Below are 24976 nucleotides of genomic sequence, written 5' to 3'. Positions count from 1 at the left end.
AGAGCAATGCGGCTATCGTCGGTGGTTGGGTGGCTATCTTGCAGAATATCGCACCGCAGCGTGCAATCAGCGGGATTCGCGGACCAAGAGGGTTTCGAACTTCTCTGTTGAGGCAACCATGCTGTCGCCCAATTTCCGCTAAACTGGCGAATGAAGCCGTTCAACGGCAGAACATCGAATGACCGCTCCTGGCGCATAGCCGCCGTCCGCTGTCCTCCAGATCTGGCTACTGGCGCTTGATGCCAAGACAGAATTTGCCAACACCGATGCCCGCCCTTCGGTCCGATGCCCCTCACCTGCCCCTGGACAAGCTCCCCAGAATGCCGCGGACGATCGCCCGTCCGACCGACGAACCGACCGAGCGCACCACCGACTTGATTGCCGCCTCCGCCACCGTCTGACGGTTGGAGGGCCGCGGCGCCGGCGCCCGCCGGCCACCGCTGGGCTGAGGAGCGGGCTCGTCATTGCCGAAACCGGGAATGGTCCAGCGCGAACGGCCGCTGTCCTGTTGCTGGGCCTGCGCCTCCTGGGCGTCCTTGGCCTTTTTTTGCAGCATCTCGAAAGCCGATTCGCGATCGACGGTCTGGTCGTACTGTCCCGAAACCGGGCTCTCAGTGATCAGCTTGCTGCGCTCTTCGGGCGTGATCGGGCCAAGCCGCGAGGATGGCGGGCGGATCAGCGTGCGCTGTACCATGGACGGCACGCCCTTGGCTTCCAGCGTGGAGACGAGTGCCTCGCCGGTGCCGAGTTGCGTGATCACGGTTGCACAGTCGAAATCGGGATTGGGCCTGAACGTCTCGGCCGCCGTCTTGACGGCCTTCTGTTCGCGCGGCGTATAGGCACGCAGTGCGTGCTGCACGCGGTTGCCCAACTGCGCCAGCACCGTTTCAGGGATATCCAGCGGATTTTGCGTGACGAAATAAACGCCGACGCCCTTCGAACGGATCAGCCGGACCACCTGTTCGACGCGGTCGATCAGCACCTTCGGCGCGTCGTCGAACAGAAGATGCGCCTCGTCGAAGAAGAAGACCAGCTTCGGCTTGTCCGGGTCGCCGACCTCGGGCAGTTCCTCGAACAGTTCCGACATCAGCCACAGAAGGAACGTCGCATAGAGCCGCGGATTCATCATCAGTTTGTCGGCGGCGAGCACGCTGATGGCGCCGCGTCCATCGCGCGTGGTGCGCATGATGTCGGCGATCCGCAATGCCGGCTCGCCGAAGAAATTGGCAGCGCCCTGCTGCTCCAGGACCAGCAGCGTGCGCTGGATCGCGCCGACCGAAGGTTTCGTCACATTGCCGTAGCGGGCGCCGATCTCTTCGGCGCGGTCGGCGATGTTGGCAAGCAGTGACTGCAGGTCCTTCAAGTCGAGCAGCAAAAGGCCTTCCTCGTCGGCGATGCGGAAGGCGATGTTCATAATGCCTTCCTGCGCCTCGGAGAGGTTCATCAGCCGCGACAGAAGCAGCGGCCCCATCTCCGAGATGGTGGCGCGGATCGGGTGACCCTGCTCGCCGAACAGATCCCAGAAGATGACCGGAAATTCCTGGAACTCATAGGGATCGAGCTTGACCTGCTCGGCCCGCTTGACCAGAAAATCCTGCGCTGTGCCCATCATGGCGATACCCGACAGATCGCCCTTGATGTCGGCGCAGAATACCGGCACGCCGGCATTGGAGAAACCCTCGGCCAATATCTGCAGGGTCACCGTCTTGCCGGTGCCGGTCGCGCCGGTGACCAGGCCGTGACGATTGCCATATTGCAGCAAAAGCCGTTCCGGCCGCTGATAGCTGTCGTCCGGCTTGCGGCTGGCTCCCATGAAGATACTGGTGTCGTCGGCCATGTGTCCGGTCTCCGCAAACCTATAGGGTTGAATGCCCTGATCCCCTTGAAGAAAAGGGAGGCCCGCCGCAGGTATAGTGAGGCCATTGCGCAGCGACAATGGGCATCGTCGAAAATGGCTTTTGGAGCTTGCGGAACCTGCCCATGTTTGGCAATCGGTTGACGGTCACCGTCACGGAAGGCGAGTTGCACGGCATGTGTGCTGCATTGTGATATGGGACCGGGGACCGTAGACTGACATAGTAGGCTGACACGGCCACTAGAACGAGGAGAACGGATGGGCGCCGGTGCCTTGACCCATGATGCCGACCTTCCGAACGCCGACCGGCAACGATGGCTGGCGCTGGCGGAGAAAGCGCTGGCCGGCGGTTCCTTCGAGGAAAAGCTCGTCTCGCATACGGACGACGCCATCCGCATCGAGCCGCTCTACGAGCGTTCGGTGACCGTCGAGCCTGTCGTGCGCGCCAACCCTGGATCACCGTGGATCGTCAGCCAGCGTATCGACGATCCGGACATAGGCCGCGCCAGGGCGCAGGCGCTGGAAGACGTCGCGCAGGGTGCTACCGGACTGTCGCTTGTCTTCGAAGGCGCGCCGAACGCCTTCGGCTATGGCTTGCCGAGGACGGCCGAGGCGCTGGAGAGCGTGCTCGACGGCGTGCCGCTCAACCGCATCCAGATCCGCATCGATGCCCATCCCTGGAGCCGCGCCGTGGCCGACTGGCTAGTGGCGTTCTTGACCAAGCGCCGCTCCGACCCGGCAAAGCTCAACCTCTCCTTCGGCATCGATCCGGCGGCGATATTTGCCGGGACCGGCAGGCTGCGCATGTCGATCGAAGCTTTGCAGGCATCGATGCCGCAGTCGCTCGCACATTTCTTTTCGATGGGGGTGCCCGGCGTGCTGCTGGAAGCCGACGGGCGGGTGTTCCACAATGCCGGCGCCACCGAGGCGCAGGAGCTTGGCACGATGCTCGCCTCGGCAGTCTCCTATTTGAGGCTGTTCGAGAAGGCGCGCCAGCCGCTTGTCTATGCGGCGCCGCATATCGGTTTTGCGCTCAGCGTCGACCAGGACCAGTTCGTGTCGACGGCCAAGGTCAGGGCGTTGCGGAGACTGTGGGCGCGTGTCCAGGAGGCCTGCTCGATACCGCCCTCCACCGCCAGCATCCATGCCGAAACCTCCTTCAGGATGATGACGGCGGCCGACCCGGAAACCAACATCCTGCGCACCACCATCGCCGCTTTTGCCGCTGCCGCCGGCGGGGCGGATTCGATCGCCATCCTGCCGCATACCATCGCGCACGGCCTGCCCGCGGGTTTTGCCCGCCGCGTTGCCCGCAACGCGCAACTGATCATGGCCAATGAAAGCCACATCGAGCACGTCGCCGATCCGGCTTGCGGTTCGGGCGCCGTCGAAACCCTGACTGCGGAGCTCTGCGCGGCGGCCTGGCAGGAGTTCCAGCAGATCGAGGCGGAAGGCGGCGTGCTGACCAGCCTCGAACAAGGCCACGTCCAGAGACGCGTGCAGGCAGCTTCCGCCCGCCGCAACGCTGCCTACCAGGCGGGCGAACGGGCGATCGTCGGCACGACGCTGCACCCGTCGAAAACCGAGCGTCCGGTCGAGACGCTGGCGGCGGAGCGGCGGCCAGCCTTCACCGAAGGCGTTGCGGTGTGCGAGCCGCTGTTTCCGATCCGCATCGATCAGTCGATCGGAGCCGTACCATGATCCCCGATTTCAGCCAGATCGGCTGGTCGCCGCCACGGCGGGCGCCGGTCGAGGTCAAAGGCCAGCGGATGACGCCGGAAGGCATCGCCGTCAAGCATCTCTACAACCAGGGCGATCTCAAGGGCTTGCCGCATCTCGATACCTATCCGGGCCTGCCGCCCTTCGTGCGCGGCCCCTATCCGACGATGTATGTCCAGCAACCCTGGACGATCCGGCAATATGCCGGCTTCTCGACGGCCGAAGAGTCCAACGCCTTCTACCGGCGCAACCTTGCCGCCGGCCAGAAAGGCCTGTCGGTCGCCTTCGATCTCGCCACGCATCGCGGCTACGACAGCGACCATCCGCGCGTCGCCGGCGATGTCGGAATGGCCGGCGTCGCCATCGATTCCATTCTCGACATGCGCCAGCTGTTCGAGGGCATCCCGCTTAACGAGATGACGGTATCGATGACGATGAACGGCGCGGTGCTGCCGATCATGGCGCTCTATATCGTGGCGGCGGAGGAACAGGGCGTCGCGCAGAAGGACCTCACTGGGACCATTCAGAACGACATCCTGAAAGAGTTCATGGTGCGCAACACCTACATCTATCCGCCAAAACCTTCGATGCGGATCGTGTCGGACATTTTTTCCTACACGTCGAAGCATATGCCGAAGTTCAATTCGATCTCGATCTCCGGCTACCATATGCAGGAGGCGGGTGCGACGGCGGATCTCGAGCTCGCCTACACGATTGCCGACGGTATCGAATATGCCCGCGCCGGCGTCGCGGCCGGCCTCGACATCGACCGTTTCGCGCCGCGCCTCTCGTTTTTCTGGGCGATCGGCATGAATTTCTTCATGGAAGTCGCGAAGCTGAGAGCAGCGCGCCTTTTGTGGGCCAGCCTGATGCTGAAGAACTTTTCGCCGAAGGACGAGCGCTCGCTGTCGCTGCGCACCCATTGCCAGACTTCGGGCTGGTCGCTGACGGCGCAGGACCCCTACAACAACATCATCCGCACCATGATAGAGGCGATGGCGGCGACTCAAGGCCACACGCAGTCGCTGCACACCAATTCCCTCGACGAGGCAATGGCGCTGCCGACCGATCATTCGGCCCGCATCGCCCGCAACACACAGCTCATCCTGCAGAAGGAATCCGGCACGACCCGGAGCATCGACCCGTGGGGCGGCTCGGCCTATGTCGAGCGGCTGACGCATGATCTGGCGGCGCGCGCGCTCGCCCATATCGAGGAGGTCGAGAGCCTCGGGGGCATGGCCGCGGCGATCGAAAAGGGCCTACCGAAGCTGCGCATCGAAGAGGCTGCCGCGCGCACCCAGGCGCGCATCGATTCCGGCGAACAGATCGTGGTCGGCGTCAATGCCCACCGTCCCGGCACGGACATCGAAGTCGACGTGCTGAGGATCGACAACGCGGAAGTCAGGGCGCGGCAATTGTCGAAGCTGCAGCGGCTGAAAGGCACGCGTGACGTCGCCGCCGTCGAGAGCGCGCTCGATGCGCTGACCCGTGCTGCCGGGAGTAACGAAAACCTGCTGGAATTCGCCATCCGGGCGGCGCGCGCCAATGCCACGGTCGGCGAGATTTCGCTGGCGCTGGAAAAGGTCTTCGGCCGCCATGTCGCCTCGGTGCAGACGATCTCCGGCGTCTATCGCAACGCGCTTGGCGACAATCCGGTGGTCGACCGGTTGCAGGACAAGGTCGTAGCGTTCGAGGAGAAGTCCGGCGGCAAGCCGCGTATTCTGGTCGCCAAGATGGGGCAAGACGGCCATGATCGCGGCCAGAAAGTGATCGCCACCGCCTTTGCCGATCTCGGCTTCGACGTCACCGTTGGGCCGATGTTCCAGACGCCGGACGAGATCGCCAAGCTGGCGGTCGAGCATGACGTGCACATCGTCGGCGTCTCGTCGTTGGCGGCAGGCCATTTGACGCTCATTCCCGAACTCAAACAGGCGCTGAAGAAGCTCGGCCGCGACGACATGCTGATCGTCGCCGGCGGCGTCATTCCACCGAAGGATTACGATGCAGTCCGGCAGGCAGGCGCAGCGGAGATCTTCCCGCCCGGCACGGTCATCCCGGAAGCGGCGGAGCGGCTGATGGACCGGCTGCTGCAGGCGGGCTGACGCTTTGTTATAATGCCCGTTGCAACGACCGACACGCTGAGTTATAATCAGCGTTGCAACAGGATGTCTCACCATGAACACGACCATTCGCAAGATCGGCAATTCCGAAGGCGTGATCCTACCGAGGGAGCTTCTCGATCGTCTGAACCTGAAGGCCGGCGACCAGCTTCAAATCGTTGAAACAGGTGACGGTCTTGCGCTGAAGCCGGTGGACGACAGCTTCGAGCGGCAAATGAAAGCTGCCCGCGAGGTCATGGACAAATACAAGGTCGCGCTTCAGAAGCTCGCCGAATGAGCTGGGAGTTTCTGACGCGGCGTGCAGTCGAAGCGATGCACGCCGAGCAGTTGCGCCGACACGGCGGAGCACAAGGCTTGAGGGATGAAAATGCCCTTGAATCGGCGCTCGCCCGCGCCGAGAACAAGGCGAACTACCGAGACCCGTCGGTTGAAGAACTCGCAGCCACTTATGTCTTCGGCATCTCCCGAAATCATGCCTTTGTCGACGGCAACAAACGCACCGCCATCGTCGCGGCCGGCGCATTTCTGATTGTGAACGGTTGCGGCCTGACGGCCAATGACGGCATGCTTTACGAATTCGTCATGGGCGTCGCCGCCGGCGAAATCGACGAGGCCGGTGCCGCGGCGTTCTTCCGCGACCATGTCGTCAAGCTCGAAGACTAACTATCGGAGAGCTTGACGATCTCCCATTCCTTGCCGTTAACCACGGCAATTTCGCCGACCTTCTTGCCGAACAGCGCCATCGCCATCGGCGACATATGGGAAATTGACCCTTTGGCCGGGTTGGCCTCATCCTCGCCGACGATCTTCCAGTGCACCTTCTTGCCGTCGTCGCTCTCCAGTGTGACGCCCATACCGAAGCGAACCATGTCGCTGCCCGGTTCCGGCACCGAAAGCTCGGCGCTTTCACGCCGCGCCGTCCAATAGCGGAGATCACGCGACACCAGCGCGATGCGCTCGCGGTCGGCCCTCTTTTCGGCTCTGCCCAGTTCGTCGCGCAGAGCGGCCACCTCCGCATCGATCAGCGCCAGGCCGTGTTCCGTCACCAGATTGCGGTGATGGCTGATCGGCCGCTCGCCGATGCCGGCAATGGCGTTTTCGCTGTCTTCCTCGCGGGTGAAGGCCCTGCTCATCCGATGAACTTAGGCCCGGCGCGACGACTCCACAAGCCATAGCCGGCAAACCCGACCTCGGGGCCGATCCCGTCTGGCACGAATCCTGCGACATGATCTTTGAACGCCAGGGATCTGTGCCGATGTTGAACAGACGAACGCTGCTTACGCAGACCGCTGGCTTTGCAGTCATGGGGCTTTCGCTCGGCAAGGCAGCGGCGGAAAACCTGGCCGGCATCGACAAAGCCGCGATGCGCGGGGCGATCAATGCGACCGATCTCGGCGTCCGGCCCGGCGCGCTTGAGGACCAGAGCAAGGCTTTCACCAAGCTGCTGCGCGAAGCGCACGTTCGCGACATGCCGGTGTTCCTGCCGCCGGGGACGTATATCGTTTCCAACCTGTCGCTGCCCGGCCGCGTGCGCCTGTCCGGCGTGGCGGGCGCATCGCGGATCGTCTATGGCGGCAACGGCCATCTCATCATGGCGGAACAGGCCGAGCATATCGAACTCAGTGGACTGGTGTTCGACGGCAGCAAGCACTGGATGGGCGATTATACGCAAGGCCTGCTCGATCTGCGCCGCATCGCCCATCTGGTCGTCGACAATTGCCAGCTTAACGGCAGCGGCAAGAATGGTCTGGCACTCGAACACGCCTCGGGTCGTATCCAGCGCTCGGAGATATCCGGTGCGGCCGATGCCGGCATCTATTCGGTCGAGGCCGATGGCCTGGAAATATCAGGCAATAGCGTCTCCGACTGCGCCAATGGCGGCATTCTGGTGCACCGCTGGCAGGTGGCGGAAGATGGTACCATCGTCAGCGGCAACCGCGTCGAACGCATCCAGGCACGCAACGGCGGAACCGGCCAGAACGGCAACGGCATCAATGCCTTCCGCGCCGGCAATGTCATCATCTCCGGCAATATTGTTTCGGATTGCGCGTTTTCGGCTATCCGCGCCAACAGTGCCAGCAATTTGCAGATCACCGGCAACACCTGCTCGCGCTCGGGCGAAACGGCCGTGTATTCCGAATTCTCATTCGAAGGCGCCATCATCAGCAACAACATCGTCGATAGTGCTGCGAACGGTATTTCGATCGTCAATTTCAACGAAGGCGGCCGCATGGGGGTCTGCTCCGGCAACATCGTCCGCAACCTGTCGACCAGCGGCCCCTACCCTGCCGATGCGCCCGGCTTCGGCGTGGGCATCAGCGTCGAGGCAGACACCACCGTTTCCGGCAATGTCGTTGAGAATGCGCCGCTCTACGGCATGCAGATCGGCTGGGGACCGTTCATGCGCAATGTGATCGCCACGGGAAACATCATCCGCAAGGCGGGGACCGGCATCGTCGTCACCGTGGTCGAAGGTGCCGGGACGGCAATCATCTCCGACAATGTCATCGACGGAGTCCAGAACGGCGCGATCGTCGGCCAGCGCTGGGCCGAGCCGGTGACCGGCGACCTCGCCGCGTCAGGCAATGCCGGCTATGCGCATTTGACCGTCGAGCGCAATCACGTCAGTTGAGGGCGGCGGTGGGCCGGAGCGCGCCGACTTTGGCGCCGATCCGGCTTTCGATAGGCGGATTTGCCTGTTCGATCAGCTTTGCCGCCAGCGGCTGGTCTGCGTGCAAAAGCTTTAACAGCACGGCCGCGAGCATGACTTCAGTTGCGCGGCCGGCGCCGTCGTCGCATTTCAGCGCGATGCCAAGGCCAAGCTCTGGAAGGGCGGCACAATGGACGCCCTCGGCGCCCCCCTTGGCAAAGATCCGGCCAGGCGCGGCCTCCATCATCGCGACGTCGGACCTGCCAGTGCCGGCGACGAAAAACGGCTCGGCCATGCAGGCGGAAAGCAGCCGCTTCGCCGCCCGGGCGCGCACCGGCTCGAAGCTGGCGCCTGTCGCCATGCGGGCAAAGCCAAGCGCAAAGCTGCGCAGCGGCACGGCATAGGTCGGAATCGAGCAACCGTCAGTGCGACGGTGATCGGCGTCATGGGCAGCACCGGTCACCGCCTGCATCGCTTCGCGCACCATCTCCTGCGAAGCATGGCCAGCCTTGACGTAACCGCGATGGGCGATGCCGCTGTGAACGCAGGTGCATAGGAAGCCTGAGTGCTTGCCGGAACAATTGTTGTGCAGCGCGTTCGGCACGCTGCCGGCGCGGGCAAGCGCCAGCGTCGCCCCATGGCTCGACGGCCAATGCGCGCCGCATTCGAGTGCCGTCTCGTCCAGGCCGGCCTTCGCCAGCATAGCCCTCGCGAGCTCGACATGTGGCGGCTCGCCGGAATGCGAGGCGCAGGCCAGTGCCAGCTCCCGGTCACCGAAGCCGTAGCCATCGGCAGCGCCGCTCTCGACCAGCGGCAACGCCTGGATCGCCTTGACCGCCGAACGCGGGAACACCGGTTGTGCCGTGTCGCCGATCTCCCAGACAGGCTTGCCGTCGGCGTCGAAGACGGCAACAGCGCCGCGATGCGCGCTCTCGACGATAGCGCCGCGCAAAACTTCGACCAGAACCGGATTTGTCATGAATTCCCCGCTAGCGCATGATCTCGAAACTCGGAATCAATTTTCCAAAAGGATCATGCGCAAAATCAAAGCGATATAGCGCCCTTTTGCGCGCGCGAAGCGGCGCGCGCGCTGTAATGCGGGGCCGCTTTTATCTGATCCGGTCGAGAATGGAAACGTAGTTGGCGACCGCCGCGCCGCCCATGTTGAAGATGCCGCCGAGCTTTGCTCCCGGCACCTGGATGCCGCCCGCCTCGCCGACGAGTTGCATGGCGGTAAGCACATGCATCGATACGCCGGTGGCACCGATCGGGTGGCCCTTGGCCTTCAGCCCGCCGGACGGATTGACCGGCAGCCTTCCGTCTTTCGCCGTATCGCCATCCAAGGCCAGCTTGGCGCCCTCGCCCGGCTTGGCCAGGCCCATCGCCTCATACTCGATCAGCTCGGCGATGGTGAAACAGTCATGCGTCTCGACGAAGGACAGGTCGCCGAGCGTCACGCCGGCCTGCTTCAGCGCCTGATTCCAGGCCTGCTCGCAACCTTCGAACGCGAGGATGTCGCGCTTCGACATCGGCAGGAAATCCTGCACATGCTCATTGGCGCGGAAGGCGACGGCGCGGCGCATCTTCAGCGCCGTCGCCGTGTCGGCGAGGACAAGAGCCGCGGCGCCGTCCGAAACCAGCGAGCAGTCTGTGCGCTTCAGCGGACCGGCGACGAAGGGGTTTTTTTCGCTTTCCTGCCGGCAGAACTCGTAGCCGAAATCCTTGCGCATCTGCGCGTAGGGGTTGTCGACGCCGTTCTTGTGGTTCTTGGCGGCGATCATCGCCAGCGCGTCCGACTGGTCGCCGTAGCGCTGGAAATAGGCTTGGGCGATCTTGCCGAAGACGCCGGCAAAGCCAGCCGGCGTGTCACCGTCCTCCGGCAGATACGAGGCCTTGAGCAGGTTCTTGCCGATCTCGGGACCGGGCGTCGTCGTCATCTGTTCGGCGCCGACCACCAGCACGATACGGGCGGCATTGGCGTCGATGGCGCGGATGCCTAGCCTGACCGCCGCCGAGCCGGTGGCGCAGGCATTCTCGACGCGGGTCGCAGGCTTGAAGCGCAGCCGGTCGTCGGCCTGGAGGACCAGGCTCGCGGTGAAATCCTGGGCGGAAAACCCGGCGTTGAAGTGGCCGAGCACGATCTCGTCGACGTCATCTGGACCGATGCCGGCATGATCGAGCGCCTCGACCGCCACCTTGGTGATCAGGCCCTCCAGCGTCTCGCCTTCGAGCTTGCCGAAGCGCGAATGCGCCCAACCGACGATGCATGCTGTCATGGCGATCTCCATCCTGCAGGCCCGGCTGCGCGATGTCGAGGCCGCTCGGCATTGTTCAAGGATGAACCGTTCCGCCGGTTTCGTGAAGGGGCCAGAACCGCACAATCGCTTGATCTTGATATCTGGTCATAACGCCTGGCATTTGCCAGCAAATCAGGCTGAATTTTTTGTTGATTGATGCGTCAATAAAAAATAAACTTGCCCAACAGGCCGGAGCAAGAATGCCGAAACTCGGAATGGAGCCGTTGCGCCGCAAGGCGCTCATCGACGCAACGATCTCGGCGATCGGCGAGCGCGGTTCGCTTGATGTCACGATGTCGGAAATCGCCGGGCGCGCCGGCGTGTCCTCGGCGCTTGCCCACCATTATTTCGGCGCCAAGGACGAATTGCTGTTGGCGACGATGCGGCACATCCTGAGCGGGCTCACCGCCGATACGCGGCGCGCGCTTCGCACGGCCGGCACGGCGCGCCAGCGCGTCTCGGCAGTGGTCGCGGTCAATTTCTCCGACGTCCAGTTCCAGCCGGAAACGATCGCCGCCTGGCTCGCCTTCTATGTCGAGGCGCAGAAATCGGCAGCACTTCGCCGGCTGCTCAAGGTCTATGCGCGGCGGCTGCATTCCAATCTGCTCAGCGGGCTGACCGGCATCCTGCCGAGAAGCGAGGCCGACCGGGTTGCCGAAGCGACGGCGGCGCTGATCGACGGGCTCTATATCAGGCGCGCGCTGAAGGACGGCGTGCCCGATGCCGCGACCGCGATCGCACTGGTTGAGGACTATCTCGAAATGAAGCTTAGCGGACGGCAGAAGCAGTGACATCCAAGCGACCCAACATCCTGATCGTCATGGTCGATCAGCTCAACGGAACGCTGTTTCCAGACGGGCCGGCAGACTTCCTGCACGCGCCACATCTGAAGGCGCTCGCCGCGCGTTCGGCGCGTTTTTGCAACAACTACACCGCCTCGCCGCTCTGCGCGCCGGGCCGGGCCGCATTCATGAGCGGCCAATTGCCGTCACGCACCGGGGTCTATGACAACGCCGCCGAATTCACCTCGTCGATCCCGACCTTTGCCCATCATCTGCGCGCCGCCGGCTATCACACCTGCCTCTCTGGCAAGATGCATTTCGTCGGGCCGGACCAGTTGCACGGCTTCGAGGAACGGCTGACCACCGACATCTATCCGGCCGATTTCGGCTGGACGCCGGACTATCGCAAGCCCGGCGAGCGGATCGACTGGTGGTATCACAATCTGGGCTCAGTGAGCGGTGCCGGAACTGCCGAAATCACCAACCAGCTGGAATATGACGACGAGGTCGCCTTCCATGCGGTGCAGAAGCTCTACGATCTTGCCCGCGTCTCCGACGACGTCGCACATCGGCCCTGGTGCTTGACGGTTTCCTTCACCCATCCGCACGATCCCTACGTCGCACGGCGGCGCTACTGGGACCTCTACGAGGATTGCCCGGCGCTCGAGCCCGAGATCGGCTTCATTCCCTACGACAGGCAGGACCCGCATTCGCAGCGGCTCTACCGCGCCAGCGACTATGATAGCTTTGACATCACCGCGGAGCAGATCCGCCGCGCGCGGCGCGGCTATTTCGCCAATATCTCCTATCTCGACGACAAGCTCGGCGAGTTGCTGTCGGTGCTCGAGCGCACGCACATGCTCGACGACACGGTCATCCTGTTCTGCTCGGACCACGGCGACATGCTCGGCGAGCGCGGCCTGTGGTTCAAGATGTGCTTCTTCGAAGGTTCGGCGCGGGTGCCGCTGATGATCGCCGGCAAGAGCATACACACCGGGCTGATCGACACGCCGGTCTCCAACCTCGACGTGACGCCGACGCTTTGCGATCTCGCCGGCATCGACATCAGCGCGATTGCGCCGTGGACCGACGGCCAGTCGCTACTGCCGCTGCTGAACGGAAGGAAACGCTCCGCGCCGGTGCTGATGGAATATGCAGCCGAAGGCTCGAACGCGCCGATGGTGGCGATGCGCGAGGGCCGCTACAAATTCATCCATTGCGAGATCGATCCGACGCAACTGTTTGATCTTGAATCGGATCCGCTGGAATTGACCAACCTCGCCGCCGATCCGGCCAATGCGGCTTTGGTGGCCGCTTTCACCGACAAGGTACGGGAGCGCTGGGACATGGCGGCGTTCGATGCCGCGGTGCGTGCCAGCCAGGCACGCCGCTGGGTGGTCTACCCGGCGCTGCGCAACGGCACCCATTACCCTTGGGAATTCCAGCCGCTGCAGAAAGCATCGGAGCGCTACATGCGCAATCACATGAACCTCGACCTGCTCGAAGAGCAGAAGCGCTTTCCGCGAGGCAAATGATGGCAGACAGTCTCGTCCCCTCGCTCGACCATCTCAGGCAGGCCTATGCCGCCACCTCCAAGGCGACGCAGATCACGCCGTTGCTGGAATCGGCGGCACTCGCCCGCGAGACGGGCGCCGCCCGCGTCTTCGTCAAGGCCGAGTCGCTGCAATGGGCCGGATCGTTCAAGGTGCGCGGCGCCTATTGGCGGCTGAAGCGGCTGTCGCCCGATGAAGCCAAAAAGGGCGTCGTCGCCTATTCCTCCGGCAATTTCGCGCAAGGTCTGGCGGCGGCTGGCCAAGCGCTCGGCATTCCCGTCACCATCGTCATGCCGATCGACGCGCCGGCCGCCAAGCGCGACGCCACATCGGGCTACGGCGCGCACGTCGTGCTGACCGACCATGGCGAGCGCGCGCGTGAGGAAGTCGCTGCCGCCAGGGCGCGCGAGATCGCCGCGAGCGAAGGCCTGGCGCTGCTGCACCCGTTCGACGATCCGGAGATCGTCGCCGGCCAGGCCGGTGCCGGGCTGGAGGCACTCGACCAGCTCGCCGCCAGGCAAACCGAGGCCGATCTTTTGTTCTGCTCGGTCGGCGGCGGCGGCCTGATCGGCGGTGTTTCGCTGGCCTTCCACTACCTGTCGCCAGCCACGAAGATCATCGGCGTCGAGCCGGAAGGTTTTGACGGCATGGGCTCGTCGCTGGCACATGGCGCCATCGAAACCATGCCGATCGGGCCGAAATCGATCTGCGACGGGCTGATGTCGCGGCGGCCGGGCGACGCGCCGTTCGCAGCTGCGAAGGCCGCCGGCGTTCGCGGCGTCACCGTCGACGATGCTTCGGTGCGGCGCGCTATGCGGATCGCCTTCGAGCGGCTGAAGCTGGTGCTCGAGCCTTCGGGCGCTGCTTCGCTCGCGGCGTTGCTCGGCGGCAAGGTCGACGTGACCGGCAAGACCGTTCTCGTAGTGGCAACCGGCGGCAACGTCTCGCTGGCCGATTTCATTGCGCATATAAACCATGGGCGCGCATGAACCATGCTTGAAGCGGATTTCGTCATCATCGGCTCCGGCTCGGCCGGCTCGGCCATGGCCTACCGGCTGTCGGAGGACGGCAAGCATTCGGTGATCGTCATCGAATATGGCGGCAGCGATATCGGGCCGCTGATCCAGATGCCGTCGGCGCTGTCGATCCCGCTCAACATGAGCCTCTACGACTGGGGCTTTGCCAGCGAGCCGGAGCCGCATCTCGGCGGCCGCGTGCTAGCAACGCCTCGCGGCAAGGTCATCGGCGGCTCATCCTCGATCAACGGCATGGTCTATGTGCGCGGCCATGCCCGCGACTTCGACCATTGGGCCGAACAGGGCGCGGCCGGCTGGGGCTTCGCAGACGTGCTCCCGTACTTCAAGCGAATGGAGGACAGCAATGGCGGCGAGAATGGCTGGCGCGGCCATGGCGGCCCGCTGACTGTGCAGCGCGGCTCGCGGACCAATCCACTCTACGGCGCCTTTGTCGAGGCAGGCCGTCAGGCCGGTTTCGAGCTGACCGATGATTACAACGGCGCGAAGCAGGAAGGTTTTGGGCCGATGGAGCAGACCATTCGCGGCGGTCGCCGCTGGTCGGCGGCGAGCGCCTATCTCAGGCCGGCACTCAGGCGGAAAAATGTCAGCTTGGTCAAGGGGTTCGCCCGACGGGTAATCATCGAGAATCAACGCGCCACCGGAGTCGAAATCGAAGCGCGCAAGCGGATTCAGGTGGTCAGAGCGCGGCGTGAGGTGATCGTTGCCGCGTCCTCGATCAACTCGCCCAAGATCCTGATGCTGTCCGGCATCGGCCCCGGCCAGCACCTCAAAGAGAACGGCATTCCGGTGATTGTCGACCGGCCCGGCGTCGGCCGCAATCTGCAGGACCACATGGAACTCTACATCCAGCAGGAATCGACAAAGCCGATCACGCTGAACTCCATCTTGAACCCGTTCTCGAAGGCATTGATCGGCGCGCAGTGGCTGTTCTTCAAGTCCGGCCTCGGCGCCACCAATCATTTCGAGGCGGCCGCCTTCGTGCGCTCGCGCGCCGGCGTCGATTATCCCGATATCCAGTATCACTTCATACCGGCAGCAGTCCGCTATGACGGCAAGGCGGCGGCGAAGGCGCATGGCTTCCAGGCGCATGTCGGGCCGATGCGGTCGAAGTCGCGCGGTTCGGTCACGCTGCGCTCGCCCGATCCCAAATCGAAGCCGGTGATCCGCTTCAACTACATGGCGCATCCGGACGACTGGACGGAGTTCCGCCACTGCATCCGGTTGACCCGTGAGATCTTCGGGCAAGCGGCCTTCGATCCTTACCGCGGCAAGGAACTGTCGCCGGGTTCGCACGTACAATCGGACGACGAGCTCGACGCCTTCATCCGCGACCACGCCGAAAGCGCCTATCACCCTTGCGGCACCTGCAAGATGGGCCGTGCCGACGATGCGATGAGCGTCGTCGATCCGGAATGCCGCGTCATCGGCGTCGAAGGGCTGCGGGTCGCCGATTCCTCGATCTTCCCGCGCGTCACCAATGGCAATCTCAACGCGCCGTCGATCATGACCGGCGAGAAGGCCGCCGACCACGTTCTCGGGCGCTCGCCGCTGGCGCCGTCCAACCAGGAACCATGGATCAATCCGCGCTGGCAGGCGTCGGACAGATAGGCCATGATCCGGCGGACGCACATTCCGCCTGCCGCGAAAGACGATTGGAGAACAGTCATGCGCGCCCAGCCAACGGCATCGCATTATGTCAACGGCCGCTATATCGACGACGAGCGCGGCGCGCCGCTGCCGGTCATCTATCCGGCGACCGGCGAGACCATTGCCATGCTGCGCTCGGCGACGCCGAACGTGCTTGAACTCGCGATCGAAGCCGCGCGTGCGGCACAGCCGGCCTGGGCACGGCTGAAGCCGGTCGAGCGCGGCCGCATACTGCGCCGTGCCGCCGACATTTTGCGCGCCCGCAATGCCGATTTGGCGCGTATCGAGACGCTCGACACCGGCAAGCCGATCCAGGAGACGCTGGTTGCGGACGCCCCTTCAGCGGCGGATTGCCTCGAATATTTCGGCGGCGCGGTCGCCGCCTTTAATGGCGAGGCCGTCGATCTCGGCGGTCCCTTTGCCTATACCAGGCGCGAGGCGCTCGGCGTCTGCGTCGGCATCGGCGCGTGGAACTACCCGATCCAGATCGCCGGCTGGAAATCCGCACCCGCCCTCGCCATGGGCAATGCGATGGTGTTCAAACCGTCGGAAAACACGCCGCTTTCAGCGCTGGCGCTCGCCGAAATCTACACCGAGGCCGGGCTGCCCGACGGGCTGTTCAATGTCGTGCAAGGTTTTGGCGATGTCGGCGCCGGCCTTGTCGGCCATGAGGTCGTCGCCAAAGTCTCGGTGACCGGCTCAGTGCCGACCGGCCGCAAGGTGCTGTCGCTCGCCGGCTCGAAGATGAAGCACGCGACGATGGAGCTCGGCGGCAAGTCGCCGCTGATCGTCTTCGAAGACGCCAACCTCGAAAACGCCATCGGCGGCGCGATGCTCGGCAATTTCTATTCGACCGGTCAGATCTGCTCCAACGGCACACGGGTCTTCGTGCAGCGCAGCATCCATGACCGTTTCGTCGAAAGGCTGACCGAGCGGACCAAGAAAATCCGCATCGGCGACCCGCTCGACCAGGACACGCAGATGGGGCCGCTGGTCTCGAAGGCGCAGCACGACAAGGTCGTCTCATACATCGAGGCCGGCAAGCAGGATGGTGCGGTGCTCGCCTGCGGCGGCAATGTGCCTTCGCTGCAGGGTTTTCAGGGCGGCTTCTTCGTCGAGCCGACGGTGTTCACCGGTGTCACCGACACGATGCGCATCGCCCGCGAGGAGATTTTCGGGCCTGTCATGAGCGTGCTGAAGTTCGACAGCGAGGACGAGGTGATCGAGCGCGCCAACGACACCGAATTCGGCCTCGCTGCAGGCGTGTTCACGCGCGACCTGGCGCGCGCCCACCGTGTCATCGCCGAATTGCAGGCCGGCACCTGCTGGATCAACGCCTACAATCTGACGCCGGTCGAAATCCCGTTCGGCGGCTTCAAGCAGTCCGGCATCGGCCGCGAGAATTCGCTCGCGGCATTGGCACTCTATTCGCAGCTAAAGTCGGTCTACGTCGAGACCGGTGATGTCGCCAGCCCGTACTGATCCTTGCGGGCCGTACCGTCCAGATACTGCGTCAGCGCACAGACCAGATGGTAGAAGATGCTGGCCGGCACCTCGCTTGCCAGCGAGCGGCCACGCTCGTCGATGCGGTCGATCCACAGGCCGAGCGGTGCCGGATTGATGTGCCAGCGGAACAGCCGGCCGACACGCGCCTCGATTTCCGGCTTCAGGTCGGGACCGCCCGAGCCGTCCAGCGCGATCGCTGCCTTGATTGCTTCGGCCTGCGGCCAACTGCGCGAGACGCGGTCGAGCGGCAGCCCTTGCCGCGAGACGGCGCCGTAGGCGAGGCCTGTGGCGCGGTTCAGGCCATTGGCAATCGCCGACGCGTAGAGTTTCCTGGCGAGGCCGGTCAAGCCGCTCTGGCCGCTGCGGCCCGCGAAGTCGACCAGCAGCGAGGCCCATTCGAAATGATGGCCCGGTTCGGTCCACGTGCCTTTCTCGCCAGGGGCTGGCCGCCATTCATTGTCGAAATACTCACCCAGCGTCCAGCTTTCCGGGTCGAAGAAATGGCTGCGGAACAGATCGACGATGCGCGCGGCGCGGCGAAGATAGGCGCGCTCGCCGGTCGCCTGATGCCAGGCCAAAAACGCCTCGAGCAGATGCATGTGCGGGTTGGAGCGGCGTTCGCCCTCGCCGCTCGAGGTCTCGCGGAAGCCGGTCAGGCGTTCGTCCTCGAGATGCGCGTCGATGAACGCAAAGGTCTCCTCGCCAAGCCGCAATGCATCCGGATTGCCGCACATATGGGCATGCGCCAGCGCCAGAAGCACGCAGGAATGGTCATAGGCATCCTCGGCGGCATCGGCGACGGTGCCGTCGACGTTGAGCGTGCGCACCCAGCCGCCATTATCGGTGCGGCCGTTCCTGGCCATGAATTCGAGGCCGTGGCTAATCAGCCGATCGGCCGGGCCGTTCCAGCCGCGCGCCTTGGCGACGGCGAAGGCATAGATCTGCCTGGCCTGCGTGCGCATGCGCTTGGGTTTCATCAGCGGGGTGGCGTCGAAACCGAGCGCCTCATGGAACCCGCCATGGCGCTCATCGACGCCGATCGTCGACCACAGCGGCACCGTCTCCTCGAACAGCCAATGGTGCACGCGGCGTTGCCAGGCGCCGCTTTCGATGACGCGATCGTCGGCGGGCGTGAACCTGGTCTCCAGGCGGCCGCTCTTTTCGAGCTGCTCGACGATCTTCTTGACGTTCTGGCTGTGGCTGACCGGCGCGACGAAAGTGGCGTCGGCGGTCGAGACGATGGCGACGTCCTTCAGGCCAATGGCCGACAGCAGGCGGCCGTCGCTGCGGATATAGGAGTTCTCGCAATCGATGGCGACGACGTCGCCGACAATGACGTTGCCCTGCTTGTCGGACGGCCCGACATCGAGCAGCGATTGCCAGGAACCGAGATCGTTCCAGCGAAAGCCGGCCGGCACCATGGCGATGCCGCTGGCGCGCTCCATGATCGCATAGTCGATCGATGTCGAAGGGATGGCGGCATAGAGCTCCAGAGGCATGTAGAGGCCGGAAAGATCCGATGTCGCAGCCTGGTAGGCAGCCTCTGTGGCGCTCCAGATGTCTGGCTGGAAAGCCATGAACGCGTCGCGCATGGCACTGGCGCGAAACAGGAAGATGCCGGTGTTCCAGTAGAAATTGCCGGCCTCAAGATAGCTCTGCGCGGTGGCGAGATCGGGTTTTTCGACGAAACGCGAGACATCGCAGATGCCATCGCGCTCGCCGGCCACCTCGATGTAGCCATACCCGGTCTCCGGTTGGGTGGGCTTGATGCCGAACACCACCAGCCTGCCTTCGCGCGCCGCCGCCGTGCCGGCCTCGACGCTCCGCCAGAATTGCTGCGCGGTCGCGATCTCATGGTCGGACGGCACCACCAGCACCAGGCTGTCGCCGAATTCGGACAAAGTGCGCAGGCTTGCCAAAGCGACGGCCGCGGCAGTGTTGCGTCCGGTCGGCTCGAACAGCGGGCCGCCGCCGGAAAGCTCGTGGCCGGCAATGTCGGCATGAACGCGGTCGGCGTGCCTTTCCGAGGCAATCAGGAAAACCGGCGTTTCGCCTTCCGGCCGCGCAGTCAGCCGGCGTAGCGTCTTGGCCAGCATCGAGCCGTCGCCGGAGAAATCATGGAACTGCTTGGGATTGTCCTCGCGCGACAGCGGCCACAGCCGCGAGCCGATGCCGCCGCTCATCACAAAACTGACGATCCGTTCGGTCATGAAAATAAGTCCCGCTCAAAAGGTCTGATTGTAGGCGCCGACTTCCGGGCTGCGGCGCAGCACCGCGTCGACGGCTTCGAACATCTGGCGACGCCGCTCGGACGATACCGGGCTTTCGACCACCACCACAAGCTCCGGCTTGTTCGATGATGCCCGCACCAGCCCCCAAGTGCCATCCTCCGCCACGACCCTGACGCCGTTGACGGTGATCAGCTCGGCGATCTTCTGGCCGGCGAAGACTGCGCCCTCGTCCTTCATCTTGCGAACATCGCCTACGACCCGCTCGACGACGCCGTATTTGAGCTCGTCGGCGCAGTGTGGCGACATGGTCGGCGTGCCGAACGTCAGCGGCAGATCGCGGTAGAGGTCGGCCATGCTGCTTTGCGGGCTGCGATCCAGCATCTGGCATATAGCAATGGCCGTGACCAGGCCATCGTCATAACCGCGGCCAATCGGCGGATTGAAGAAGAAGTGGCCCGATTTCTCAAAACCGGCGACAGCGCCGAGTTCGGCGACCCGCCGTTTGATATAGGAATGACCGGTTTTCCAATAGTCGGTGACCGCGCCATTTCCCTGCAACACCTTGTCAGTCATGAACAATCCGGTCGACTTGACGTCGACGACGAAAGTCGAGCCGGGATAGAGGTGTGAGATGTCGCGCGCGAGCATGACCCCGACCTTGTCGGCGAAGATCTCGTTGCCTTCATTGTCGACCACGCCGCAGCGGTCGCCGTCGCCGTCGAAGCCGAGCCCGACGTCGGCCCCGGTTTCCAGCACCTTGTCGCGAATGGCGTGCAGCATCTTCATGTCTTCGGGATTGGGATTATAATTCGGAAACGTATGATCGAGTTCGACGTCGAGCGGGATCACCTCGCAGCCGATCCTTTCCAGTGCCTCGGGAGCGAAAGCCCCGGCGGTGCCGTTGCCGCAGGCGGCCACCACCTTGAGCTTCCTCGAGATACGTTTTCCCGCTGTCAGATCGTTGAGGTAGGTTTTGCGGAAATCCGCAACGAAGTCATAGGAGCCGCCACCGACAAGGTCGAAATCGCCTGAGAGCACGATCGCCTTCAGCGCGCTCATCTCCTCCGGACCAAAAGTCAGCGGGCGCGCCGCGCCCATCTTGACGCCGGTCCAGCCATTTTCGTTATGCGAGGCGGTGACCATGGCGACGGACGGCGTGTCGAGCGCGAATTGGGCGAAATAGGCCATCGGCGACAAGGCCAGCCCGACATCCTTGACCCGCGCGCCGGCGGCCATCAGCCCGGAAACCAGCGCCAGCTTGATGGCAAGCGAATAAGAGCGGAAATCGTGACCGGTGACGATGTCGGGTCCGGCACCCAGACGGCGGATCAGCGTGCCGAGCCCCATGCCGAGCGCCTGGACGCCGATCAGATTGAGCTCCGGCGGCTCGTTCGAGCCGGGATGGCCAAACCACCAGCGCGCATCATATTCGCGAAACCCGGATGGCTTGATCAACGCCGAGGTTTCGAACTCAAAAGTGTTTGGTCTGACATCGCTAACGATCTTCATCGACAAGGCTGCAACTCCAGGCGGCTGAATCAGATGCTTCGAGGCAAGTGGACGGTTACCTAGAAGCCCCTTTAAGCCGTGTTTGTGCGACAGGAAACTGAAACCTGTATGACGTAGCGGCTAAAGCGAAAGAAATGCGACGGAAGCGCTGCCATTGGCGCTTGCAGTAACCAAACGCGGCGGCTATAAGCCCGCGGTCTGGTCACGGAGTGTAGCGCAGCCTGGTAGCGCACATCGTTCGGGACGATGGGGTCGCAGGTTCAAATCCTGCCACTCCGACCAGAAAAAACAGCGGCTTAGCTGTTCTTGTTCCCGAAACAACCACCTTCCGCCGCAGTTCTGACCAATCGCGCTATGCGCTCAGGCGAAATCGCGTCACATCGATGGCCGCGGCCATCAGTGTCTGCGTATAGGTTGCCTGCGGATTGCTGAAGATCGCCTCGGACGGCCCCTCCTCGACGATCTTGCCCTGCTTCATGACGATGATGTAGTCGGCCATGGCGCGCACGACCGCGAGATCGTGGCTGATGAACAGATAGGACAGTTCGTGGTCGGCCTGCAGCTTGCGCAGCAATTCGACGATCTGCTTCTGCACGGAGCGGTCCAGCGCCGAGGTCGGCTCGTCCAGCACCACCACTTTCGGCTTCAGTATCATGGCGCGCGCAATGGCGATGCGCTGCCGCTGACCACCGGAGAATTCGTGCGGATAGCGGTTGCGCGTGTTCGGGTCGAGCCCGACTTCGAGCAAGGCATCGACGGCGCGGAGATCGCGCTGCCTGCCCGACAGATTGGGCTCGTGGACCAGGAGCCCTTCGGTGATGATCTGGCCGACGGTCATGCGCGGCGACAGCGAGCCGAACGGGTCCTGGAAGACCAGCTGCAATTCGCGCCGCAGCGGCCGCATCGCCTGGCGGTCGGCGTGGGAGATGTCGCGGTCGCCAAGCCGGATGATGCCGTCGCTGGGCAGGAGTCGCAGCAAGGCGCGGCCGAGCGTCGACTTTCCCGAACCGGATTCGCCGACGATGCCGATGGTCTGGTTGCGCTTCAGCCGGATCGAAATGCTATCGACAGCGCGCAATATCAGCGGTTCTCCACCAAGAAAGCCGCCGCCGATCTTGAAGGTCACTTCGACGTTGCTGCCTTCGAGCAGGACGGGGGCATTCGGAGGCGGCGGGGCCTTCGTGCCGGTCGGCTCGGCGGCAAGCAACATCTTGGTGTAGGCGTGCTGCGGGTTGACGAAGATTGCTTCCGCCTCGCCCTCCTCGACCACCTCGCCATAGCGCATCACATAGACCCGATCGGCAAAGCGCCTGACGATGCCGAGATCGTGGGTGATGAAGACGATCGCCATGCCGAGCTTGCGCTGCAGTTCGGCGAGCAGCATGAGGATCTGCGCCTGGATGGTCACGTCGAGCGCGGTCGTCGGCTCGTCGGCGATCAATATGTCGGGGTCGTTGGCCAGCGCCATGGCGATCATGACGCGCTGGCGCTGGCCGCCCGACAACTCATGCGGATAGGATTTCATCCGCCGCTCCGGATCGGGAATATGGACCAGCCGCAGCAGCTTCAGCGCCTCCTCGCGCGCGGCGACGGCGCCAAGTCCGCGATGCTTGCGGATCGGCTCGATCAGTTGGTTGCCGATCGAATAGAGCGGGTCTAGCGACGTCATCGGCTCCTGGAAGATCATGCTGATCTTGCGGCCGCGGATTTTGTTGAGCTCGGGCTTGCTCAAGGTCAAAAGATTGCGGCCGCGATAATCGACGGTGCCGGTGGCTTCGCCGTTCGAGGCGAGCAGGCTCATCGCCGCCATCATCGTCTGGCTCTTGCCGGAACCGGATTCGCCGACCACGGCGACGGTTTCGCCTGATTTGACGTGGATGTTGATGCCCTTCACCGCGTCCACCACACCGTCGAGGGTGCGGAAGCGGACGCGAAGGTCTTTGACGCTGAGGATGGTTTCGGAAGCAGCCATCTCAACGATCCTTCGGGTCGAGCGCGTCGCGCAGCCCATCGCCGACGAAATTCAGCGCGAACAGCGTGGAGACGAGAAAGAAGGCCGGGAACAGAAGCAGCCAGTTGGCCGAGCCGATGTTCTGGGCGCCGACCGAGATCAGCACGCCCCAGCTGGTCATCGGCTCCTGGACGCCTAGCCCGAGGAACGATAAAAAACTCTCAAGGATGATGACCTGCGGCACGAGCAGCGTCATGTAGATCACCACCGGCCCGAGCAAATTGGGGATCACATGGCGCAGCAGAATGCCGCGCTGGCCGACGCCCATGGCTTCGGCCGCCTGGACATACTCCTGCCGGCGGATCGACAGTGCCTGTCCGCGCACGATGCGCGCCATGTCGAGCCACAGCACGGCGCCGACGGCCAGGAACATCAGCACGAAGTTCCTGCCGAAGAACACCACCAGCATGATGACGAAGAAGATGAACGGCAAGGAATAAAGCACATCGACGATACGCATCATCACCTCGTCGACCCTGCCGCCGGCAAGGCCGGCGGTGGCGCCGTAGAGCACGCCGATGACCACGGCCACAATGCCGGCAAGCAGGCCGATGGCCAGCGATATGCGCCCGGCCATCAGCGTTCGCGACAGGAGATCGCGCCCGGTATTGTCGGTGCCGAACAGGAAATATTGCTGCTTGATCGAGGCACTCATCACCATTTCGAGACCGTCCGGCGATTTGCTCTCGATCTTTGTGTCATCGAAGGTATCGGAACGATCAAGGTAGCGAATGTTGCGGTCGTCGATCGGCTTGGACGATCTGACGGTAACGAACACACGGCTGCCCTCCTGCCGCCAGTCCTTGATGTCGACGCGCATACGCCTGATCGCCTCGTCGAGAGCGCCTTCGATCATGTCGGCCTTTGGATAGGCGGAGAAGCTCGGCGGCGTGCGGACATAGTCGCCATAGATGGTGGTGTATTGGTGCGGCACGAAAGAGGGTCCAAACACGCTGATGACGGCGATGAAGGCAAGATAATAGAGGCTGAACATGGCCGCGCGGTTGGCCTTGAGGCGCGCCCACGCATCCCCCCACAGGGATCGGCCGACGACCGGTGCTGCAACTGCGATATCAGTCATAGCGCACCCTCGGATCAACGACACCATAGAGGACGTCGACGATCAGGTTGAAGACAATGGTGAAGAGCGCGATGACCACCACCGTCCCCATCACCAGTGTGTAGTCGCGATTGAGTGCGGCAACGACAAAATGGCGGCCGATGCCCGGGATAGAGAAGATGGTCTCGACGATGATCGAGCCGGTGAGAAGGGCTGCGGCCGCCGGACCGGTGAAGGAGATGATCGGCAGGATGGCGCCGCGCAGCGCATGCTTGACGACGACCGACCACTCCGACAATCCAAGCGCGCGGGCGGTGCGGATGTGATGCGAGTGCAGCGATTCGATCATCGAGCCGCGCATCAATCGAGCGACGATGGCGATCTGCGGCAGAGCGAGCGTCAGCACCGGGCCGACCTTATTGATGACGGCTCCATCGCCCCAGCCGCCGATCGGCAGCAGCTTCCAGGTCAATCCGAATACAAGCTGGATCACCGGAGCGATGACGAAGGTCGGAATGGTGCTGCCGGCGGTCGCCAACGCGATCACCGAATAGTCGGCAAGCTTGTTCTGGTTGAGCGCGGCAACAGTGCCGAGCACGCTGCCGAGAAGCAGCGCCAGAACGAGCGCCGAAGCGCCGAGTTGGATCGAGATAGGCAGGCCTTCCCTGAACAACTCGCCGACGGTGAAATCCGGCATGTTGTAGCTGGGGCCGAAATTGCCGCGCAGAAGATTGCCTAAATAATGGAGGTACTGCAGCCAGAGCGGGTCGTTGAGCCCGAACTGGGCTTCGAGATTGGCCCTGATCTCGGGGCTCAGGCCCCGCTCCTGGTTGAACGGGCCGCCCGGCGCGACGCGTATCAGGAAGAACGCTATGGTCACGATGACGAACAGCGTCGGGATGGCGGTCAGCAGCCGCCGAAATACGTAACGCAGCATCGGTGCCCCGCTTGATCCAGAGCAGCGCGCGTCCAACTGGACGATTGCGCTCTAGCCTTCAA

20 protein-coding genes and 1 tRNA gene are annotated in these 24976 nt (G+C 63.6%); 12 read left to right on the top strand and 9 right to left on the bottom strand.

The annotated features are described in order from the left end of the window. Positions 1-292: 292 nt before the first annotated feature. Positions 293-1837: a helicase HerA-like C-terminal domain-containing protein gene (locus NKG95_RS18720; RefSeq protein ID WP_353041865.1), complete on the bottom strand. Its 1545-nt coding sequence runs from the start codon at positions 1835-1837 to the stop codon at positions 293-295. A 276-nt stretch (positions 1838-2113) separates the two neighbouring features. Here NKG95_RS18720 and NKG95_RS18715 point away from each other — a divergent pair, with 276 nt between their 5' ends. The 4 genes from NKG95_RS18715 to NKG95_RS18700 all read left to right on the top strand — a co-directional run bounded on the left by NKG95_RS18715 (position 2114) and on the right by NKG95_RS18700 (position 6357). Further along, complete coding sequence (locus NKG95_RS18715) at positions 2114-3556, top strand: methylmalonyl-CoA mutase subunit beta (protein WP_353041863.1); 1443 nt, start codon at positions 2114-2116, stop codon at positions 3554-3556. Continuing rightward, positions 3553-5676, top strand: a complete 2124-nt coding sequence (scpA, locus tag NKG95_RS18710) for a methylmalonyl-CoA mutase (RefSeq protein WP_353041861.1) — start codon at positions 3553-3555, stop codon at positions 5674-5676. The genes NKG95_RS18715 and scpA overlap by 4 nt, the downstream gene beginning before the upstream one ends. A gap of 73 nt (positions 5677-5749) precedes the next feature. Further along, complete coding sequence (locus NKG95_RS18705; protein ID WP_095496758.1) at positions 5750-5971, top strand: AbrB/MazE/SpoVT family DNA-binding domain-containing protein; 222 nt, start codon at positions 5750-5752, stop codon at positions 5969-5971. Further along, entirely contained in the window at positions 5968-6357 is a 390-nt protein-coding gene (locus NKG95_RS18700) for a type II toxin-antitoxin system death-on-curing family toxin (protein WP_353041859.1), read from the top strand. The genes NKG95_RS18705 and NKG95_RS18700 overlap by 4 nt, the downstream gene beginning before the upstream one ends. Here NKG95_RS18700 and NKG95_RS18695 read toward each other — a convergent pair. Continuing rightward, entirely contained in the window at positions 6354-6827 is a 474-nt protein-coding gene (locus NKG95_RS18695; RefSeq protein WP_023718427.1) for a GreA/GreB family elongation factor, read from the bottom strand. The genes NKG95_RS18700 and NKG95_RS18695 overlap by 4 nt on opposite strands. Before the next feature lie 122 nt (positions 6828-6949). On the opposite strand from NKG95_RS18695, the gene NKG95_RS18690 reads away from it, so the two are divergent. Beyond that, on the top strand, positions 6950-8326 hold the full coding sequence (locus tag NKG95_RS18690) for a TIGR03808 family TAT-translocated repetitive protein (protein WP_353041857.1): 1377 nt from the start codon (positions 6950-6952) through the stop codon (positions 8324-8326). On the opposite strand, the gene NKG95_RS18685 is transcribed toward NKG95_RS18690, so the two are convergent. Further along, positions 8319-9323, bottom strand: a complete 1005-nt coding sequence (locus NKG95_RS18685) for an asparaginase (protein WP_353041856.1) — start codon at positions 9321-9323, stop codon at positions 8319-8321. The genes NKG95_RS18690 and NKG95_RS18685 overlap by 8 nt on opposite strands. A gap of 130 nt (positions 9324-9453) precedes the next feature. Beyond that, a complete protein-coding gene (locus tag NKG95_RS18680; RefSeq protein WP_353041854.1) occupies positions 9454-10620 on the bottom strand; it encodes an acetyl-CoA acetyltransferase in 1167 nt (388 codons plus the stop codon). Here NKG95_RS18680 and NKG95_RS18675 point away from each other — a divergent pair. The 6 genes from NKG95_RS18675 to betB are packed head-to-tail and all read left to right on the top strand — an operon-like array spanning position 10619 to position 17142. Beyond that, entirely contained in the window at positions 10619-10798 is a 180-nt protein-coding gene (locus NKG95_RS18675) for a hypothetical protein (RefSeq protein WP_353041852.1), read from the top strand. The two genes, NKG95_RS18680 and NKG95_RS18675, sit on opposite strands and share 2 nt — an antisense overlap. Before the next feature lie 43 nt (positions 10799-10841). Next, entirely contained in the window at positions 10842-11432 is a 591-nt protein-coding gene (gene betI, locus NKG95_RS18670; RefSeq protein ID WP_023718431.1) for a choline-binding transcriptional repressor BetI, read from the top strand. Beyond that, entirely contained in the window at positions 11429-12958 is a 1530-nt protein-coding gene (betC, locus tag NKG95_RS18665; protein ID WP_353041851.1) for a choline-sulfatase, read from the top strand. Before betI ends, betC begins: the two co-directional genes overlap by 4 nt. Then, a complete protein-coding gene (locus tag NKG95_RS18660) occupies positions 12958-13965 on the top strand; it encodes a pyridoxal-phosphate dependent enzyme (RefSeq protein ID WP_502913966.1) in 1008 nt (335 codons plus the stop codon). The genes betC and NKG95_RS18660 overlap by 1 nt, the downstream gene beginning before the upstream one ends. Before the next feature lie 3 nt (positions 13966-13968). Next, on the top strand, positions 13969-15621 hold the full coding sequence (gene betA, locus NKG95_RS18655) for a choline dehydrogenase (RefSeq protein WP_353041847.1): 1653 nt from the start codon (positions 13969-13971) through the stop codon (positions 15619-15621). Between the two features lie 57 nt (positions 15622-15678). Next, positions 15679-17142, top strand: coding sequence for a betaine-aldehyde dehydrogenase (gene betB, locus NKG95_RS18650; protein ID WP_023718435.1), 1464 nt, complete (start codon positions 15679-15681; stop codon positions 17140-17142). Here betB and NKG95_RS18645 read toward each other — a convergent pair. Beyond that, on the bottom strand, positions 17106-19376 hold the full coding sequence (locus tag NKG95_RS18645) for an AGE family epimerase/isomerase (RefSeq protein WP_023718436.1): 2271 nt from the start codon (positions 19374-19376) through the stop codon (positions 17106-17108). The genes betB and NKG95_RS18645 overlap by 37 nt on opposite strands. A gap of 15 nt (positions 19377-19391) precedes the next feature. Then, a complete protein-coding gene (locus tag NKG95_RS18640) occupies positions 19392-20906 on the bottom strand; it encodes a phosphomannomutase/phosphoglucomutase (RefSeq protein ID WP_502905906.1) in 1515 nt (504 codons plus the stop codon). Positions 20907-21111: 205 nt separating this feature from the next. On the opposite strand from NKG95_RS18640, the gene NKG95_RS18635 reads away from it, so the two are divergent. After that, a tRNA-Pro gene (locus NKG95_RS18635) sits at positions 21112-21188 on the top strand. A gap of 70 nt (positions 21189-21258) precedes the next feature. Here the strand turns inward: NKG95_RS18635 and NKG95_RS18630 are convergent. The 3 genes from NKG95_RS18630 to NKG95_RS18620 are packed head-to-tail and all read right to left on the bottom strand — an operon-like array spanning position 21259 to position 24914. Beyond that, positions 21259-22878 (bottom strand): ABC transporter ATP-binding protein, encoded by a 1620-nt coding sequence (locus NKG95_RS18630; RefSeq protein WP_353041844.1) that lies wholly within the window; start codon positions 22876-22878, stop codon positions 21259-21261. A 1-nt stretch (position 22879) separates the two neighbouring features. Further along, complete coding sequence (locus tag NKG95_RS18625) at positions 22880-23998, bottom strand: ABC transporter permease (RefSeq protein ID WP_352814747.1); 1119 nt, start codon at positions 23996-23998, stop codon at positions 22880-22882. Further along, the gene (locus NKG95_RS18620) at positions 23991-24914 is read right to left on the bottom strand and encodes an ABC transporter permease subunit (RefSeq protein ID WP_353041842.1); all 924 of its coding nucleotides are present in this window, start codon (positions 24912-24914) and stop codon (positions 23991-23993) included. The genes NKG95_RS18625 and NKG95_RS18620 overlap by 8 nt, the downstream gene beginning before the upstream one ends. Positions 24915-24976 lie beyond the last annotated feature (62 nt).

This window comes from Mesorhizobium sp. M1423 (assembly GCF_040317575.1).
In the GTDB taxonomy this organism is placed as follows: Bacteria; Pseudomonadota; Alphaproteobacteria; order Rhizobiales; family Rhizobiaceae; genus Mesorhizobium.
This window is presented reverse-complemented; position numbering and strand designations above follow the sequence as displayed.